This is a genomic window from Embleya sp. NBC_00896, assembly GCF_045207785.1.
Taxonomy (GTDB): Bacteria; Actinomycetota; Actinomycetes; order Streptomycetales; family Streptomycetaceae; genus Embleya.
The window spans coordinates 869,755-887,130 of the sequence record NZ_CP108776.1; the positions used below are offsets into that span (position 1 = coordinate 869,755).

Consider the following 17,376-nt stretch of genomic DNA (forward strand, 5'->3'; position numbering starts at 1 on the left):
CCCCCCGAGCCACCGAGCCCGGGGGGCCTACGCGCACGCCCACCACGCCACCAAATACGCAAAACGCACCACTGCGCCCCCACCACCGCGACATGATGGTGACCCGCACCCCCACGGAGGACGTGGCCGCCCAGTGTTCGACCTCGCCAACTTCACCGTCAGCGACATGGTCGTGTGCAGCTCCGAACTGCGCCAAGTCACCGCCGACTCACCGACCATGGAGGACGCGGCCCGCGCGATCGTGCAGCACCTGCGCGCCACCTTCCGCGACCCGCACACCGGCCGACCCCAACTCGTCCTCACCCGGCTCTTCCAGACCATGCCCTGGCGCAACCTCACCCCCGACCTCGAGGAACGCGCCCTCCACCGCCAACCCGACCTCGTCCCGCACCCCGACCTCCGCTGCCTCACCCTCCTGGCCACCACCGGCGACCACCCCGACTGGTGCGACCGCACCCGCTCCCGCCACCACCAGATCGCCGCCTTCCCCAGCGCCGAGGCCGTCCGCCGCGCCCCGATGATCAGCGCGATGCTCGACCAACTCGGCGTCACCCCCGAACAGATCGTCGCCGGCCCGCTCCCCACCGACAACGACTGGGACCGCCACGACATCCACCACATCCCCGACGCCCTCACCAGCGGCGCCGTCCCCGACAAGGACTTCATCCGGGACAACGGCATAAAGTCCGTCGTCGGCTACGCCGGCAACCTCCCCGACGGCGAACTGTTCACCGTCCTGATGTTCACCCGCGTGCACGTCCCGGCCCGGATCGCCGAACTCTTCCGCACCGTCGCCGTCTCCACCCGGCTGGCTCTCCTCCCGCTCAACACCGCACCCCTGTTCGCCGGCGGACCCACTCCGCACATCCCCACCACCCACGTCGCCGCCGCCCGCCTCGACGCCCTCGAACAACTCCTCGCCGCACACGAGGGCACCACCGCCCAACAGGCCCTCGCCGCCGAGGACGCCCGCGACCGCGTGCGCTCCCAACAGGAGCAACTCGCCCACAAGCAACGCCGCCTCGACCAGGAGACCCGGATCGTCGAAACCCTCTACAGCGTCGGCCAACAACTCACCCGCGAACTCAACCTCGAACGCCTGGTCCAAACCGCCACCGACGCCGCCACCTCGGTGATCGCCGCCGAACACGGCATCTTCCGCTACATCGACTACGACACCGGCGGCGTCGCCGGCACCCGCTACGCCGTCACCAGCCCCGACCCCACCCTCATCGACCGCCTCCCCAGGCCACGCCCGGTCAGCGCCGCCCGCACCCGCCCCAAGACCACCTGCGCCCCACCCTCCACCGTCCGCCGCGGCGACCTCACCGAAGACCCCGCCGCCGCCCACCTGTTGCCCTATGCGATCACCGCCGACGGCCATCCCCCCGTCCGCAGCCTGCTGACCATTCCGGTCACCACCGCGACCGGCGAGGACCTCGGCGCGTTCTCCTTCTGCCACACCAAGGCCGACGTCTTCACCGAACGCGACGAGCAACTCGCCCTCGGCATCGCCTCCCAGGCCGCCACCGCGATCGAGAACGCCCGCCTGTTCCGCAGCGTCCGCGACACCGCCGTCGAGCTCCAGCGCAGCCTGCTCCCCCAGGTCCCACCCGACCTCGACGAGCTCAACATCGCCTTCCGCTACCTGCCCGGCGCCAAGGGCCAACAGGTCGGCGGCGACTGGTTCGACGTCATCCCGCTGTCCGCCGGCCGGATCGCCCTCGTCGTCGGCGACGTGATGGGCCGCGGCCTCCAGGCCGCCGCCGTCATGGGCCAACTCCGCACCGCCGTCCGGGCGTACGCCGTGATGGACCTGCCGCCCGCCCAGGTGATGCGCCACCTCAACCGGCTGGTCACCGGGCTCGGCGGCGAGGACCAGATCATCACGTGCGTCTACGCCGTGTACGACCCCGGCGACGCCACCATCCACTGGTCCAACGCCGGCCACCTGCCGCCCGCCCTGATCGGCGCCGACGGCAAGGTCGAGCTGCTCGAGGACGACCTCGGCGTCCCCCTCGGCCTGGACGGCACCACCTTCGAGGACGCCTACGTCGGCTTCGACACCGGCGACCAGCTCCTGCTGTACACCGACGGCCTGGTCGAATCGCACAACGCGTCGCTCACCGATCGCCTACAGGAACTGACCAAGCACATCGACAGCACCACCGGCGGCGCCTACAACGTCGCCGACGTCGCCGACCTGCTCGCCAAGACCATGCTCACCGGCCAGGAGCCCGACGACGTCGCGCTCCTGCTCGTCCGGGCCCGGCACAGCGTCGAACGCACCGCCAACCTCGACCTGCCACCCACCCCGCGCTCCGCGCGCGAGGCCCGCGACTTCGTCCGCGCGACCCTGGGCCGCTGGGGACTCGCCGACCACAACGACACGCTCTGCTCGGTCGTCACCGAGCTCGTCGCCAACGCGGCCGAGCACGCCCGCACCCCGATGGAACTGCGCCTGCGGCACCACCCGGGCCGGCTGATCGTCGAGGTCGTCGACCACGACGGCAGGCTCCCCAAGGAGATCGCCTCCCCCGGCCACGACGAGCGCCATCGCGGCCTGTGCATCGTCGCCGGCCTCACCACCGACTGGGGAGTGCGCCCCACCGACACCGGGAAAATCGTCTGGGCCGAGGTCCGGGACCGCTGACACCATCCGCGAGCGGCGGTCGATTCGAGCACCGGGTTCACCCGCTGCGGCGTTCGGTTTTGCTGTGCGTGGTGACGGATGTCGCTCCGGGCCAGTTATCGGCAAGAAAGTGATCGAACGGGCGAGTTTTATGTCACTTTCTCCCAACGATGTGATGAATCACCCGAATTCGGGTAGCTACCCACCGTTACGGACCTCCGGTCGTTCCCACCGGCCCCTCGGTCGGGAATCTTCGAGGCCCGTCACGCGTTCTGCCATCGGACGAGACAGCAAGACCTGTCGATGTGGGTTGACAAGCCAGGAGGCACGATTCATGAGTGAGCGAGCTCTCCGCGGCACACGCCTTGGCGCCACCAGCTACGAGACCGATCGCGGTATCGATCTGGCGCCGCGTCGCACCGTGGAATACGACTGCCCCCGTGGGCACCGCTTCGAGATGCCGTTCTCCGTCGAGGCGGAGATCCCCTCGGTGTGGGAGTGCCGCAACTGCGGTGCCGTCGCGCAGTTGGTGGACGGCGCACCGCCGGAGGAAAAGAAGAACAAGGCGACACGCACGCACTGGGACATGCTCATGGAGCGTCGTACCCGTGAGGAGCTGGAAGAGGTGCTCGCCGAGCGTCTCGCCGTGCTGCGGTCGGGTGGGATCAACCTCCACCACGACCCGCGCAACAACCGCAAGAGCGCCTGAGCGAACACCGTGCCCGCCCGCTCCGGGCGCGCGCGGATCCCGTCGACAGGTAGCACCGACGCCCGGGGCGCCGACGACCGTCATGGTCGTGGCGCCCCGGGCGTCGTTGTGTCGCGGTACCGGTCCGATCCGTCAGGGCAGCTGACGCGGCGGGGGCGGCGGATCGTCGTCACGGCGCTCGTCCGGGTCGATCACCTCGCCCCGCACGATCTTGCCGTCGGGGCGATGGATCCGGATGTCCTGCACCATGCCCCCCAGCTTCGGACTGGCGGCGACCTTCGCGGCCACCACCGTGCCGATCAGGCGCCGGATCAGCGGCCGGGTGAACGGCAGCACGCACAGCAGCCCCAGCGCGTCGGAGATGAACCCGGGGATCATCAGCAGGATGCCGCCGAGGATGACCACGCCCGCGTCGGCCGCGGCCCTGGTCGCCTCCTGGGCCTGGGCCGCAACCGCGGCCGGGTCGCCCTGGCCCTCGCGCTGCGCCCGCTCGCCGATGGCGCGCAGGCGGTTGAGTACGCGGCGCCCCTCGTACCGGATCACCAGCCCGCCCAGGACGAAGCCGGCCAGGATCAGCAGGAACGTCTTGCCCGCCCCGATGGCGCTGCCGACCAGGCTGATCACGTAGATCTCGGCCAGCGGCAGGGCGACGATCGGCAGGAGCTTGACCGTTCGGCGCAGCGGGGTGTTCACGGGATCACGTCCTCGGCGGGGTGGTACCGGTGGTGCCGGCAGAGCTGTCGATGCCGGTGTGGCCGACGGCGGCGTGCTCGGGCTCGGCGGGGGTGTCGTCGGCGTGCGCCGGGCCGCTCTCGTCCGGGTTCTCGTCGCGGTACTTGCCCACTCGGCGGCCGACGCCCCACGCGGTGACGCGCCACAGGGCCTCGGTGACGATGGAGTTGCTCATCTTGCTGTTGCCGCGTTCGCGTTCGACGAAGGTGATGGGGACTTCGAGGACGCGGTAGCCCTTGCGGATGGCGCGCCAGGCCAGGTCGACCTGGAAGCAGTAGCCCTGGGAGGCGACCTCGTCGAGGCCGATGCCGAGCAGGGTCTCCTTGCGGAAGGCGCGGTAGCCGCCGGTGACGTCGTGGATGTCGACGCCGAGCATCAGGCGGGAGTACGTGCTGCCGCCCTTGGAGATCAGCTTGCGGTGGCCGGGCCAGTTGACCACGCCGCCGCCGGGAACCCAGCGCGAGCCGAGTACGAGGTCGGCGTCGCGGGTGGCCTCCAGCAGCCTCGGGAGCTGCTCGGGCTGGTGCGAGCCGTCGGCGTCCATCTCGACGAGGATGTCGTAGCCGTGGTCGATGCCCCAGCGGAAGCCGGCCAGGTACGCGGCGCCGAGGCCTTCCTTGGCCGTGCGGTGCATGACCTGCACGTGCGGGTCGTGCTCGGCGAGCGTGTCGGCGATGTCGCCGGTGCCGTCGGGGCTGTTGTCGTCCGCGATGAGGACGTCGACGTCGGGGACGGCTGCCCTCAGTCGCGCGACGATCGGCTCGATGTTCTCCGATTCGTTGTAGGTGGGGATGATGACGAGCACCTTGCCGAGGTCGGCGAAGCTGGTCTGCTCGCTGTCGGTCACATCATCTCCTTGATGGCGTTGGCATCGGCGAAGCTGCCGGTGCCGGCGTCTTTGGCGGTCGGCTGGTTGCCGGGGGTGGTCGTGGCGGCCTCGCGGCGACGGCGGAGGATGCCGTAGGCGCAGGCCAGGAGTCCGACGATAGCCAGGATCCACTCGGGAGCCGAACCGAGTCGGGTGGCCAGGGTGCGGTCGTCGCGCAGCGGCACGTTCATGACCAGCGTGTCCGCCGTGAATTCGCGGGTGCGTTCGACGACTTTTCCACCCGGCATGACGATCGCGCTGATGCCGGAGGTGGCGGCGATCAGCACGGCGCGGCCGTGTTCGACGGCGCGCAGCCGGGACATAGCGAGCTGTTGCTCGGGTTGTCCGCTGCGGCCGTACGTGGCGTTGTTGGTTTGTACGACCAGTACGCGCCCGCCGTGGGTGACCGCTTCGCGGGTGACGTTGTCGTAGGCGATCTCGAAGCAGATCACGTCGCCGATGCGGGCGGGGCCCAGTTGCAGGACGCCGACGGTCTTGCCCGGGTAGAAGTCGCGGGGGACGCGTTCGAGCCGGCTGATGAACTTGGTGAGCAGGTCCCGCATCGGGATGTACTCGCCGAACGGCACCGGGTGGCGCTTGGTGTAGGAGGCGCCGGGCCCGGTGACGGGGTCCCAGACGATGCCCTGGTTCTGGATGTGGGTGGCGTCGGGGCCCGCGACCAGGACGCCGGTCAGGACGGGCACGCCGATGTCCTTGACCGCGCCGTCGATGAGGGCGTAGGCGTCGCGTTCCTCGAACGGGTTGAGGTCGGAGGAGTTCTCCGGCCAGATCACCAGTTCGGGCTTCTCGACCCGGCCCGCGCGGACGTCGGCGGCCAGCTTGTGGGTGGCCTTGACGTGGTTGTCCAGGACGGCGCGGCGTTGGCCGAGGAAGTCCAGGCCGGTGCGCGGCACGTTGCCCTGGACGACGGCGATGGTCGCGGTGTCGGGGCCGGCGGCGTCGCCCTTGGTGGGGATGGGGACGGCGTAGGCGCTCGCGGGGATGGCGACCGCGAGGGCGATCGCACCGAGGGCCGTCGGCAGCGTGGCGCGGCGGCCGGCGCGGGCGGTGCGGGCTTCGCCGGTCGCGGATGCGGCGCCGGGGCCGTAGGCGCCGTACAGGCGCAGCGCGGCCCACGCGATCAGCGCGCCGGAGAGGGCGACGGCGAAGGTGACGGCGGGGGCGCCGCCGAGCGCCGCGAGCGGCGTGAAGGGCGTCGCGGTGTTGGCGAAGGCCAGGCGTCCCCAGGGGAAGCCGCCGAAGGGGATGCGGTCGCGGATGAGTTCCTCGGCGACCCACAGGCAGGCGGTCCACAGCGGCCACAGCCGCAGCCGGCCGATCAGGGTGAGCGCGGCGGCGAGGGCGGCGATGTACAGGGCCTGGACGACGGACAGCACGATCCAGGCGTCGGGGCCGACCACGCGGAGCCACTTGAGCAGCCACAGCATGAACGGAAGGCCGAAGAGCAGGCCGTAGCCGAAGCCGGTGCGGGTGCGCCGGCCGTGCACGGCGATGCTCAGCGCGGTGACGCCGACGACGCTCAGCGGCCAGATGTCGTACGGCGGGAAGGCGAGCGCCAGCAGGACGCCGGCGATCAGCGCGGTCAGCGGGCGGGCCGGGCGCCGGTACACGCTCACGGCGGTCGCGCGCGTGCGCCTGAAGCGGCGGCGGGCGGACGCGGGCTCGCGCGTGGGTCCGGACGCGGGCGCGGGCGCGGGATCGGACGCGGGCGCGGGTTCCGGGGGTGAGGTTCCCTCGGGTGCTGTGGCGCTGTCGTGCTGCGGCACCGTGGGGCCCCCTCGCTGGGTCGTCATGGGTCGCTGCTGCCGGTTTCGGCGCGGGGTTGCGCCGGTCGGGTGATGCAGTGACGTTACAACGTTCGAGGTGGATGTTCGGTTTCGGCTCCGGGTGGGCTGCGGGGTGATGGCAGCGGGAGCACGGTCGCCCTTCGGGCCGACCCCGGACCGGCTGGCTGTCGGTTGCGGTGGTCGTTGTCTACTGGGCGACCGGGCTCTGCCGCGGTCTCACCTTCCGGCGCGGGGTGTGCTCGCGTCCGGCGGGGCGGCTGCACGGGTGCCGCTCTGCCGTTCGTGGCCGCGTGGGGCGGCCTCCCGGCGCGTGTCACGCCGGTTCCGGACCTGGCGCCCGGTGGCTGTGCCACCTGTGGCCCGGAGGCGTGCGCGTGCTCGGGGAGGGTGTTCTCCTGCCGGTCGTCCTGCGGTGGACTGGGTCGAACGTACTGGTCGGGACGGGCGCGGTGTCAACATCGCGCTGACCTGCGTGGATGCGGTAAGTGTGCAGGTCAGGGCATGGGGTGGTGCACCGCGGGTGTGGGTGGTGTACGCCCGCCGGGTGGCGCAATCGTTCCCCTAATGGGTCGCGGTGGGGCTTCCGCGCGGAATGGGCACGGCACTCGCGGCGAGATCCCGGGGGCCGGGCCGGGTGCCGAGCGATCGGGACGTCGGCGGTCGGCAGGCGGATTCGGCGTGTCGTGGTTGCCTGTTCCCAGGATGTTGTACACGGAGCGGGGCGTGGTGCGCGAGTGCGGTGTGGCCGTTCCCCGTGGGGAACTCCCCCGGACGGCACGGGATTACGCCGTTGGGGTGTCCATCCGATGACCATCGGACGGGCGAACGTCCATCCTCTGGCGTCGATCCGCGGCGGTCGTCCCGTGAACGTCCTCCGGCCGGGGCCTGGCGTCCTCAGGCGAGGCAGGCCGTGGTGGAGAAGCCGGCGTAGGCGGTGGGGTGGCTGCGTTCGGTCTCGGTGACGGCGGCGGCGAGCCGGCGGATGGCCTCGGTGAGGGTGGCGGGGTCGTGCGCGTACGGCAGGCGTACGTGGTGTTCGAAGGTGCCGTCGGTGCCGAAGTGGGTGCCCGCGGCGATCCGGACACCGTGCCGGGCGGCGGTTTCGGCGAGGGTGAGGCTGGAGGTGCCGTCGGTGCGCACCCATAGCGAGAGGCCGCCGACCGGCATGGTGAAGGTCCAGGCCGGCAGGTGGTGGGCGAGCGCGTCGGCGAGTGCGCCGCGGGCGGTGCGCAGGGCCGGGAGGCGGGCCTCGAGGATGGCGTCCTCGTGGTCGGTGATCAGGTGGTGGGTGACCAGCTGGTCCAGGACGGGGGCGCCGACGTCGAAGGACGCCCGGGTGGCGGCGATCCGGCGGACCAGGTCGGGGGTGGCGCGGATCCAGCCGATCCGCAGGCCGCCCCAGAAGGTCTTCGAGGTGGAGCCGATGGTGACCACGTTGTTGGTCCGGTCGAACGCGGCGGTGGGCAGCGGCCGGTCGGCGGGGTCGACGTCGAGGGCGAGGTCGTGGCAGGTCTCGTCGACGATCAGCGTGGTGCCGGTGTTGCGGGCCAGGTCGACCAGGGTCCTGCGGATCTCGGCGTCGGCGAGGTGTCCGGTGGGGTTCTGGTAGTCGGGGATCAGGTAGGCCAGTCGCGGGGCCGCGGTGCGCAGCGTGTCGCGCCAGGTCTCGACGTCCCAGCCGGTGTCGGTCATGGGGACCGGGACGAGCCGGTTGCCGGCTTGGCGGATGGCGTCCAGGACGTTGGCGTAGGTGGGCGACTCCACCGCGACGCGGTCGCCGGGGCCGGCGAGGGTGCGCAGGACGAGGGTGACGGCGGCGAGGGCGCCGGGGGTGATCAGGATCTGGTCGGGCGTGGTGGGCACGCCGCGGCGGGTGTAGCGCTGGGCGAGGGTGTCGCGCAGCACCGGCAGGCCGCCGGGGAGGTAGCCGTGCCCGGTGGTGTAGGCGGGCAGCGAGTCGGTGGCGTCGGCGACGGCCTGGTGCAGGGCGCGGCCGGGGCCGGGGAGCGCGGCGACGCCGAGGTCGATGACCCCGGTGGTGGTGCTGGGGCTGAGGCCGCGGGTGGGGATCTCGGTGTGCGTGCCGGGCAGGGTGGTCCAACTGCCGGAGCCGCGGCGGCTGGTGAGGTAGCCGTCGGTGCGCAGGAGTTCGTAGGCGGCCGCGACGGTGGTGCGGCTGATGCCCAGGCGGTCGGCGAGACCGCGTTCCGCGGGCAGGCGTGCGGTGAGTGGGATGCGGCCGTCGAGCAGGAGGGCACGGATGCGGTCGGCGAGGGTGCGGTACGCCGGGCCGCTGCGGGCGCCGGCCTGGGTGGCGGAGTTCCACGGGTGCAGGAGGTCGGCGAGGCGGGTGCTGCTGACGGTCAGGTGAGGCGCACTCATCAGTCCACTCCTGTCGAATTGGCTATGGATCCGTGATCCGGTGTCCGCGATTCTTTCACCGTTGGCTCTTTTTGGGCAGTCCGGTGGAGAACGAGGTAGCACGGTGGCTTGGTCATGGGTCCGGCGGTTGGTCCAGTTGTACGCGGGGCTCGCGCTGTACGGGTTCAGCATGGCGTTGATGCTGCGGGCGGGGTTGGGCCTGGATCCGTGGGATGTGTTCCATCAGGGGCTCGCGGAACGGACCGGGTGGAGCTTCGGGGTGGTGACCATCGTGGTCGGCGCCGCGGTGTTGTTGCTGTGGTGGCCGATGCGCCAGCGCCCGGGCCTGGGCACGGTGAGCAACGTGTTCGTGATCGGGATCGCGGTGGACGCGTCGCTGGCCTGGCTGCCGAGTCCGGACGCGCTGGGGTGGCGGTCGGCCTTCCTGGTGTCGGGGGTGCTGCTGAACGCGATCGCGGGCGGCGCGTACATCGGGGCCCGGCTGGGCCCCGGCCCGCGGGACGGGTTGATGACCGGGTTGGTGCGGATCACCGGGCGCTCGGTCCGGCTGGTGCGCACCTCCATCGAGGTCTCGGTGCTGGTGGTGGGGGTCGTCCTGGGCGGCTCGATCGGCCTCGGCACGGTCGTGTACGCGTTTGCGATCGGCCCGCTGGTGCAGGTGTTCCTGCCGTTGCTGACCGTCCCGGAACGGGGTCGGGGCCCGGTCGAGACGGTCGAGACGGCCGCCGCTCGACCGGCCCGCGGCCCGCTGTCCTCGGACGCCGGACGTGCCGAGATCAGCCCCTCCGGCGTGTAAGGACAGGCTTCCTAGCGGAGCGTGCCGTCGGCGGCCTCGTACACGGTGGTGCCGCGGACCGAGGTGCGAAGGCAGCGTGGCAGGGGGTGGTCCGGGGCGAGGTCGGGCAGGCCCGGGGTGCCCGAGCGCGGGTCGGTGGACCAGCCGGAGAGCCGGCTGTCCGGGGCCTGGACGACGAGTTCGGTGGTGTCCCACACGGCGTAGGTGGCGGGCGCGCCGGGGACCAGGACGCCGGCGTCGTCGCGGCCGGCGGCACGGTGGCCGCCTCGGGTGTGCGCGGCGAACGCGGCGCGCACGCTGATCCGTTGCTCGGGCGTGCGGTGGAAGGCGGCGGCGCGGATGGTGCCCCACGGGTCGAGCGGGGTCACGGGGGCGTCGGAGCCGAACGCGAGCGGGACGCCGGCGGCGCTCAGCGCGGCGAGCGGGTTCATCCGGGCGGCGCGTTCGGCACCGAGCCGGCGCACGTACATACCGTCGGGGCCGCCCCACACGGCGTCGAAGGCGGGCTGTACGGACGCGGTCAGGCCCAGTTCGGCGAAGGCCGCGACGGCGGCGTCGTCCAGGAGTTCGGCGTGTTCGACGCGGTGGCGCAGCGCGCGGAACGCGGCCCCGTCGGGGCCCTGAACGAGGGTGCGGGCGGCACTGGTGACGGAGTGGATCGCGGCGTCGCCGATGGCGTGGAAGCCTGCCTGGATACCGGCCCGGGTGCACGCGGCCAGGTGGCCGGCGACCTGCTCGGGGTCGATGTGGGTCAACCCGGTGCCGGCCTCGTCGGCGTAGGGGTCGCGCAGGCACGCGGTGTGCGAGCCGAGCGAGCCGTCGATGAACAGGTCGCCGCCGAGTCCGTGCGCGCCGAGGTCGGCGCGCAGCTCGCGCGCGTGGTCGGCGTTGGCGGCGAGGGCACCCCAGTAGCCGACGACGTCCGGACCGGCCTCGGCGGCGGCCAGCGACAGGAGTTGGCGGAAGTCGGCCTCGCCGGCGATCTCGGGCCCACCGCACTCGTGCACCGTCCCGATCCCCAGCGCGGCCGCACGGGCCCGCGCGACACGCTGGGCGGCGGCCCGGTCGGCGAGGGTCAGGGCCGCGTGGGCGGCGGCGCGCGCGGCGTGGTGCACGTCGCCGGCGAGCGGCGCGTCGCCGTGGTCGCCGGCCACGAGCGCGAGCAGTGCGGGCGAGCAGGCGGCGGAGTGCACGTCGGTCCGCGACAGGTACACGGTGGCGCCGCCGGTGGCCCGGTCGAGCTCGGCGGGCGTGGGCGGGCGCCCCTCGGGCCACGCCGTGTCGTCCCAGCCGTGCCCGAGCACCACGTGGCCCGCTCCGTACAGCCCATTGCGCTTCGCGTGGTCCTCCAGCGCGGACAGCGCGTACGCCAACGACGGCACGCCGGTGAGGTCGAGCCCGGTCGACGCGAGCCCGGTCGCGGTGGCGTGGACGTGCGCGTCGACGAAGGCGGGCGTGACCAGCGCACCGCGCAGATCGACGACGTGGTCGACCCCGTCGACGTGAGCCGCGGCGGCCCCTTCGGCGCCGATCCAGGCGATGGTCTCGTCCTCGACGACCATGGCGGTCGCGAAGGGATCGGCGGGACTGTGCACGGCGCCGTTGCGCAGCAGGAGCGTGGTCATGCCCCCAAGTGTGGCGCCCCGCCCCTCGCCCTCCGGACGGCGGTCACCCCATCGAGTGGACCGAAAGGTGCGGCCAAGGTGGCAAGGTCCCCGGGGCGTATCCCAGGGCCTGTCTTCAATCCCACGCCGAGCACCGCGGCGCGGGATTGAAGACAGGCCCTAGAACCGCGGCGCCCTGGCCTCGTAGGGCGTCGACAGCACCACCGTCGTACGCGTGGACACGCCCGCTTGTAGGCGGATGCGGGCGAGCAGGAGTTCGAGGTCGCCCGGGGTCTGGACGCGGACCTTGAGGATGTAGCTCTCGTCGCCGGCCACGCTGTGGCACGCCTCGAGTTCCTCCAGGTCGGCCAGCCGCTCGGGGGCGTCGTCGGGGGCGCTGGGGTCGATGGGTTTGACGGAGATGAACGCGGTCAGCGGCAGGCCGATGCCCTCGGGGTCGACCACGGCGGCGTAGCCGCGGATGATCCCGCGTTGTTCGAGTCGGCGCACGCGCTGGTGCGCGGCCGAGGTGGACAGGCCGGTGGCCTTGCCCAGGTCGGTGTAGCTCATCCGCCCGTCGAGCAGGAGCAGTTTGACGATCTGTCGGTCGAGGTCCTCCACACGATGAACCTAGGGCATCGACGTCGGTCACCGCGCCCCTGGCCCGTTATCTGTTTGGCTACAGTGGCGTCATGGCTGCCGTGGACCGTGCTCCCGCGCTCGATCAGCTCGACCGCGCCCTGCAACGGGTGACCGCCCGGGCGGACACCTCCCCCGCCCGGGCGCGCCAACTGCGCTGGGTCACGGGCGAGTTGCGGCGCGCGCTCGCCCGCGAGGACTTCCCGGTCGAGGCCCGCGCCTCGCTCGCGGCGCTGCTGTCGGCCGGCTCGACGACCCGCTACCTGGACCTCGCGCAGAGCGGCGGGCTGCGATCGCGCGCGGTCGCGGGACCGGGCACGTCGACGGCGGCGAGCATGCGGGTGCGGATGGACTGCTTGGAGATCCTGGCCCGCGCCGGATCGGTGCCCGCCGTGCTGCCGGATCGCCCCGCGATGCCCGATCTCAAGACGCCGGTGGACGCGCGCCGGCGCTCGCTGCTGCTGGACTGGTTGACCGAACACGCGGACCGCCCGGGCGCCGACGCGGGCCGGATCCGGTTGTTCGCTTTGGTGGGCGTCGTCCTGGACACCGGCGCGCGGGCGGGCGAGTTGTGTGCGCTGCGGCTCGACGACCTGGACGCGGACGAGCGGACGGTACGGATCGTGCGGCGTCCGCAGGCGCGTTCGGTCAATCCGGCGGTGACCGAGGTGCTGCCGCTGTCGGGCCCCACCCGGGCGGCGCTGCGGCGCTGGCTGGACGTACGCGAGGAGCTGGTGCGGCACGTCCAGGGCGCGGTCACCGCCATGTGGGTGTCGGTTCGCGGCAACCACGCGGGCGTACCGGACTCGGACGGCAACGCGCGACGCAGGCCAGCCGGCATGCCGTTGATGCCGCGCGGCCTGGCCCGCGCCTACACGCGCACGGTCGTCCAACTGAACGTGGACATGGTCGGCCGACCGGGCTGGGAGCCGCTCCCCTACCGCCTGGAACAGCTGCGCCGCGCCATCGAACCCGATCCCGAACCCGATCCCGAACCGGCGGCCGAACCGGCGCCCGAACCGGCTGCCGAGCCCGCGGCCGACCCCGCCCGCCCGTAGCGAGCGAACACCCCCGACGACCAGCCTCCCGACGCACGGCACCGCCCGCCCCGGGAAGTTTGCGGACGATTGCCCCACGGGGTGAATTGGCCCATGAGGAGTACTGCAACGTTCCGGTCGGGCGCACTATCGTCGGCGAAGCGCGCCGTCATCACGGCGCCATGGCGACAGGGGGAGTCCCATGAGTATCGCCGTCGACGCGTCCGCCGGGACACACGCGCGGGATCTCGTCGAGGACTTCGACGACGCCTTCCATCTCGACCCGGATGTGCCCGTATCCGCCCTGCCGACAGAGCGCCGCGCGTGCCCGGAATGTGGTGTGGTGTTGATCGTGGAGGCGGACGCGGACCGCACGACGGTGCCGGATCACGCGGTGTGCCCCAGCGCGCGGGACCCGTTCGGGATACGGGCCTGCCCGGGCTCCGGCGCGGTGTTCGCCGACGCGGCGGACGCGGCGACCGGCACGCCCCCGCCGCCGCCCAGGCCACCCGTCACGGCGCTGCCGGTGGGACTGGACTGGCGCGCCCAGCCGTTCTCACACACGTTGTAACGCACCGGACGTCCGAGGGAGCGACCGCTCGTGGTTCACCCCCGCAGCAGGTCGCGGGCGATGACCATGCGTTGGATCTGGTTCGTGCCCTCGACGATCTGGAGGCACTTGGCCTCGCGCATGTAGCGCTCGGCCGGGAAGTCGGTGGTGTAGCCGTAGCCGCCCAGGATCTGCACCGCGTCGATCGTCACCCGCATCGCGGAGTCCGTGCAGAAGAGCTTGGCCATCGCCGCCTGGCGGCCGAAGGGAAGGCCCGCGTCGCGCAGGCGCGCGGCGGACAGGTACAGCGCGCGGCCGGCCTCGATCGCGGTCGCCATGTCGGCGAGCATGAACCGGATGCCCTGCTTGTCGGCGATCGGGCCGCCGAACTGGGTGCGGTTGCGCGCGTACTCGCTCGCGAGGTCGAGGGCCGCCTGCGCGACACCGGTGGCGCACGCGGCGATGCCGAGCCGGCCGCAGTCCAGCGCGGCGAGCGCGATCGAGAAGCCCTGGCCCTCCTTGCCCACCCGACGCTCGCGGGCGACCCGCGCACCGTCGAGGTGGATCTGCGCGGTGGGCGAGGAGCGCATGCCCATCTTGTGCTCGGGCGCGGCGGCGGACAGGCCCGGGGTGTCCGCGTCGACGAGGAACGCGCTGATGCCGCGCGCGCCGTCGGGCGAGGTCCGGGCCAGGACGGTGTAGAAGTCGGCGACGCCGCCGTGTGTGGTCCACGCCTTCGTCCCCGTGAGCACGTACTCCTCGGCCTCGGCCGCGGCCTTGGTGCTCAGCGCCGCGGCGTCGGAGCCCGAGTGCGGCTCGGACAGGCAGTACGCGCCGAGCAGTTCGCCCGACAGCATCGCCGGCAGGTGCGCGGCCTGCTGCTCCGGCGTGCCGTAGGTGGCCATCGGGTGGCACGCGAGCGTGTGTACGGATACCCCGAGGCCGACCGCGAGCCAACCGGCGGCCAACTCCTCCAGCACCTGGAGGTAGACCTCGTACGGCTGGTCGCCCCCGCCGTGTTCCTCCGGATAGGGCAGCGACAACAGGCCGGCCGCGCCCAGCGTCGTGAACACCTCTCGGGGAAAGCGCCCGGCGGCCTCGTCGGCGGCGGCGCGCGGCGCGACCTCGCGCGCGTTGATCTCCCGGGTGAGCTCGAGCAGGGCGCGAGACTCGTCGGTGGGCAGCGTGCGCGTAACGGCCATGGCAAGCGTCCTTCCGTACGGTCCGGGATGACCGAATCCGGCGGTGACAGGCACCGACCGGGACGGGGGTCACCCCCCGATCGTTGCGCACGATCGTACGGCGCCCCCACCCACACCCCCGACTCCGACGCGTGCAAGGACAGCAGCCCCACCCCCAAACGCCGAACGAGCAATCTCAGCCCGTCCGGCGCTTGAGGACACCAGACCGCAGCCCCACCCCAAACGCCGGACAAACAAATCTCAGCCCGTCCGGCGTTTGAGGACAAGCAGCCGCAGGCCCGGCGGCACCGCAGCCCCACCCGCAAACGCCGGACGAACCAATCCCAGCCCGTCCGGCGCTTGAGGACAAAGCAGGCCGCAGGCCGGCCGACCACGACTAGAGCACGACCAACCCATGCGGCCGCACGTTCATCGGATCGCCACCGGCAACTCCGCACACCACGATGTCCTCGATCCGGGCCCCGTGCGTGCCCGGGATGTAGATGCCGGGCTCGATCGAGAACGCCATGCCGGCTTCCAGAGGCAGGGTGTTGCCCTTGACGATGTACGGCTCCTCGTGGCTCTCGAGGCCGATGCCGTGCCCGGTGCGGTGGATGAAGTACTCGCCGTAGCCGGCCTCGGTGATGATGTCGCGGCCGACCGCGTCGAGCTCCTCACAGGTCAACCCCGGCCGCACCGCCGCGAGTTGCGCGGCCTGGGCGCGCTCCAGCACGTCGTAGTAGCGGCGGAACTCCGCGGGCGGCTCGCCGACGCTGTACGTGCGGGTCTCGTCGGAGCAGTAGCCGTCCTCGGTGGTGCCGCCGATGTCGACCACGACGACGTCGCCGGTCTCGATCACCCGGTCGGACAGCTCGTGGTGCGGGCTCGCGGCGTTCGGGCCGGAGCCGACGATCACGAAGTCCACCCGGACGTGGCCCTCGGCGATGATCGCGTCGGCGATGTCCGCGCCGACCTCGCGCTCGGTGCGACCGGCTCGCAGCCATTCGCCAACCCGCGCGTGCACGCGGTCGATCGCCGCGCCCGCCCGGCGCAGCGCCTCGATCTCGGCGGCGGACTTGCGCATCCGCAGTTCGCGCAACACGTCGCCGGCGAGCGACTGTTCGGCGGCCGGGAGCGCGGCGCGGAACGCGAGGACCTTCTCGGCCCACATGTGGTTGTCCAGGCCGATCCGGGCGACGCCCGCGGGCAGTCGGCTCGCGATCAGCGCGTACGGGTCCTCGGTCTCGCTCCAGCCGGTCACGTCGATGTCCAGCGCGCCCGCGGGGGACGCGAGGGCCGCGGGCCGCTCCAGGCCGGGGACCACCAGGAAGGGGTCGGCGCCGACGGGCACGACCAGGCAGGTGAGGCGTTCCAGCGGAAGCGCCTCGTAGCCCGTGAGGTAGCGCAGATCGGCGCCGGGCGAGATGAGCAGGGCGTCCAGTCCGGCGTCGGCGGCTGCCTTTTGGGCGCGGCCGAGGCGGTCTGTGGGAAAAAGGGCTGCGTCGTGGGTCACGCGCCCAACATATGACACGTCACACGGCGACCGGCAAGCCCCATGGCCGAGTTCAGGCGGTGCCCGCGCGGGCCGCGGCGATCGCGACGCACACGGAGTCCCACAGGTCGGCGCGGGCACGCAGCGAGACGGTGACGGTGCCCGCGCTCTCGCGCCACGCGCGCGAGGCGTCGGGGGTGGCGGCGCACAGCTGCGCGAGCAGGCGCAGCGCCATCGGACCGTGGTCGTCGCCGTCCACCTCGATGTGCCGGGCCAGGTATTCGTGGAAGATCGCCAGGCTGCCCTCGTGCAGGTCGTCGAGTGCGGTGAGGTGGTCGAACATCCGCGGGATGAGCTCCTCGCGGCCGAGCGCGAAGGACGCGGCGATGCAGTGCAGCGGGGCGTGTTCGACGACCTGCCAGGTGCGGGTCACGAACGCGGCGGCGCCGGCGGGCGCACCGCACGAGGCGGTGGCCTCGGGGACGGGTACGCCCTCGGCGATCAGGCCGAGGAAGCGGCGCGCGGGGCGGGTGTCGGCGCCCGCCGCGTCCATGGCGGCGAGGTAGAGCTCGAAGTGGCTGAGCGGGCCGAGCGAGGTGGTGTCGCTCTCCTCGCCGAGGACGATCTCGTTGACCATGCGGCGGATCTCGGCGTCGCCGCACGGCACCCACGGGACCGCGACGCACGTGAGGTCGCGTTGCAGGCTCTTGAGCAGGGACATGAAGTCCCATACGGCGAACACGTGGTGCTCCATGAACACCCGGATCGCGGTGAGGTCGGTGAGGTCGCGGTAGACGGGATGGCGCAGCACGCGTTGGCGCACGGGCGCGGTCTCGCCGAGCAGCCGCGCGATCGGATCGACCGCGGTGCGGGCGCGCGGGATCTCGGAGGTCGTGCCGGGGGCGGCGGTGAGGGCGGTGGTGTCCATGTTTCCTCGCGTGTGGTG

At 72.5% G+C, this 17,376-nt stretch carries 14 protein-coding genes; 5 read left to right on the forward strand and 9 right to left on the reverse strand.

What is annotated here, in order from left to right; genetic code table 11:
• The first annotated feature begins 133 nt into the window (after window positions 1–133).
• Window positions 134–2,653, forward strand: a complete 2,520-nt coding sequence (locus OG928_RS04125; protein WP_406279364.1) for a SpoIIE family protein phosphatase — start codon at window positions 134–136, stop codon at window positions 2,651–2,653.
• Between the two features lie 313 nt (window positions 2,654–2,966).
• Window positions 2,967–3,341: an RNA polymerase-binding protein RbpA gene (locus OG928_RS04130; RefSeq protein WP_406279367.1), complete on the forward strand. Its 375-nt coding sequence runs from the start codon at window positions 2,967–2,969 to the stop codon at window positions 3,339–3,341.
• A gap of 132 nt (window positions 3,342–3,473) precedes the next feature.
• Here OG928_RS04130 and OG928_RS04135 read toward each other — a convergent pair whose 3' ends face one another.
• The 4 genes from OG928_RS04135 to OG928_RS04150 all read right to left on the reverse strand — a co-directional run bounded on the left by OG928_RS04135 (window position 3,474) and on the right by OG928_RS04150 (window position 9,131).
• Window positions 3,474–4,034, reverse strand: a complete 561-nt coding sequence (locus OG928_RS04135; RefSeq protein WP_406279370.1) for an FxsA family protein — start codon at window positions 4,032–4,034, stop codon at window positions 3,474–3,476.
• Between the two features lie 4 nt (window positions 4,035–4,038).
• Window positions 4,039–4,920 (reverse strand): polyprenol monophosphomannose synthase, encoded by an 882-nt coding sequence (locus OG928_RS04140; protein WP_406279373.1) that lies wholly within the window; start codon window positions 4,918–4,920, stop codon window positions 4,039–4,041.
• Window positions 4,917–6,755, reverse strand: a complete 1,839-nt coding sequence (lnt, locus tag OG928_RS04145; protein WP_406279376.1) for an apolipoprotein N-acyltransferase — start codon at window positions 6,753–6,755, stop codon at window positions 4,917–4,919. The genes OG928_RS04140 and lnt overlap by 4 nt, the downstream gene beginning before the upstream one ends.
• 888 nt (window positions 6,756–7,643) lie before the next feature.
• Complete coding sequence (locus tag OG928_RS04150) at window positions 7,644–9,131, reverse strand: PLP-dependent aminotransferase family protein (protein WP_406279379.1); 1,488 nt, start codon at window positions 9,129–9,131, stop codon at window positions 7,644–7,646.
• A gap of 169 nt (window positions 9,132–9,300) precedes the next feature.
• On the opposite strand from OG928_RS04150, the gene OG928_RS04155 reads away from it, so the two are divergent.
• A complete protein-coding gene (locus tag OG928_RS04155; RefSeq protein ID WP_406290764.1) occupies window positions 9,301–9,927 on the forward strand; it encodes a YitT family protein in 627 nt (208 codons plus the stop codon).
• Between the two features lie 11 nt (window positions 9,928–9,938).
• On the opposite strand, the gene OG928_RS04160 is transcribed toward OG928_RS04155, so the two are convergent.
• Complete coding sequence (locus tag OG928_RS04160; protein ID WP_406279382.1) at window positions 9,939–11,552, reverse strand: amidohydrolase; 1,614 nt, start codon at window positions 11,550–11,552, stop codon at window positions 9,939–9,941.
• A gap of 159 nt (window positions 11,553–11,711) precedes the next feature.
• Entirely contained in the window at window positions 11,712–12,152 is a 441-nt protein-coding gene (locus tag OG928_RS04165; RefSeq protein WP_406279385.1) for an Lrp/AsnC family transcriptional regulator, read from the reverse strand.
• Between the two features lie 71 nt (window positions 12,153–12,223).
• Between OG928_RS04165 and OG928_RS04170 the strand changes: the two genes are divergently transcribed.
• Both OG928_RS04170 and OG928_RS04175 read left to right on the forward strand, forming a co-directional pair.
• Window positions 12,224–13,228: a tyrosine-type recombinase/integrase gene (locus OG928_RS04170; protein WP_406279388.1), complete on the forward strand. Its 1,005-nt coding sequence runs from the start codon at window positions 12,224–12,226 to the stop codon at window positions 13,226–13,228.
• Between the two features lie 181 nt (window positions 13,229–13,409).
• The gene (locus OG928_RS04175; RefSeq protein WP_406279391.1) at window positions 13,410–13,778 is read left to right on the forward strand and encodes a hypothetical protein; all 369 of its coding nucleotides are present in this window, start codon (window positions 13,410–13,412) and stop codon (window positions 13,776–13,778) included.
• A 35-nt stretch (window positions 13,779–13,813) separates the two neighbouring features.
• Here the strand turns inward: OG928_RS04175 and OG928_RS04180 are convergent, their stop codons facing one another.
• The 3 genes from OG928_RS04180 to OG928_RS04190 form a co-directional block, all read right to left on the reverse strand.
• Window positions 13,814–14,959: an acyl-CoA dehydrogenase family protein gene (locus OG928_RS04180; protein WP_406279394.1), complete on the reverse strand. Its 1,146-nt coding sequence runs from the start codon at window positions 14,957–14,959 to the stop codon at window positions 13,814–13,816.
• Window positions 14,960–15,335: 376 nt separating this feature from the next.
• Entirely contained in the window at window positions 15,336–16,451 is a 1,116-nt protein-coding gene (locus OG928_RS04185) for a M24 family metallopeptidase (RefSeq protein WP_406279397.1), read from the reverse strand.
• A gap of 52 nt (window positions 16,452–16,503) precedes the next feature.
• A complete protein-coding gene (locus OG928_RS04190) occupies window positions 16,504–17,358 on the reverse strand; it encodes a DUF3050 domain-containing protein (RefSeq protein WP_406279400.1) in 855 nt (284 codons plus the stop codon).
• Window positions 17,359–17,376 lie beyond the last annotated feature (18 nt).

Coding starts and splice junctions, on each gene's coding strand:
- OG928_RS04170 (WP_406279388.1), top strand. CDS start 12,224: ATGGCTGCCGTGGACCGTGCTCCCGCGCTCGATCAGCTCGACCGCGCC.
- OG928_RS04180 (WP_406279394.1), bottom strand. CDS start 14,959: ATGGCCGTTACGCGCACGCTGCCCACCGACGAGTCTCGCGCCCTGCTC.
- OG928_RS04175 (WP_406279391.1), top strand. CDS start 13,410: ATGAGTATCGCCGTCGACGCGTCCGCCGGGACACACGCGCGGGATCTC.
- OG928_RS04160 (WP_406279382.1), bottom strand. CDS start 11,552: ATGACCACGCTCCTGCTGCGCAACGGCGCCGTGCACAGTCCCGCCGAT.
- OG928_RS04150 (WP_406279379.1), bottom strand. CDS start 9,131: ATGAGTGCGCCTCACCTGACCGTCAGCAGCACCCGCCTCGCCGACCTC.
- OG928_RS04130 (WP_406279367.1), top strand. CDS start 2,967: ATGAGTGAGCGAGCTCTCCGCGGCACACGCCTTGGCGCCACCAGCTAC.
- OG928_RS04190 (WP_406279400.1), bottom strand. CDS start 17,358: ATGGACACCACCGCCCTCACCGCCGCCCCCGGCACGACCTCCGAGATC.
- OG928_RS04155 (WP_406290764.1), top strand. CDS start 9,301: ATGGCGTTGATGCTGCGGGCGGGGTTGGGCCTGGATCCGTGGGATGTG.
- lnt (WP_406279376.1), bottom strand. CDS start 6,755: ATGACGACCCAGCGAGGGGGCCCCACGGTGCCGCAGCACGACAGCGCC.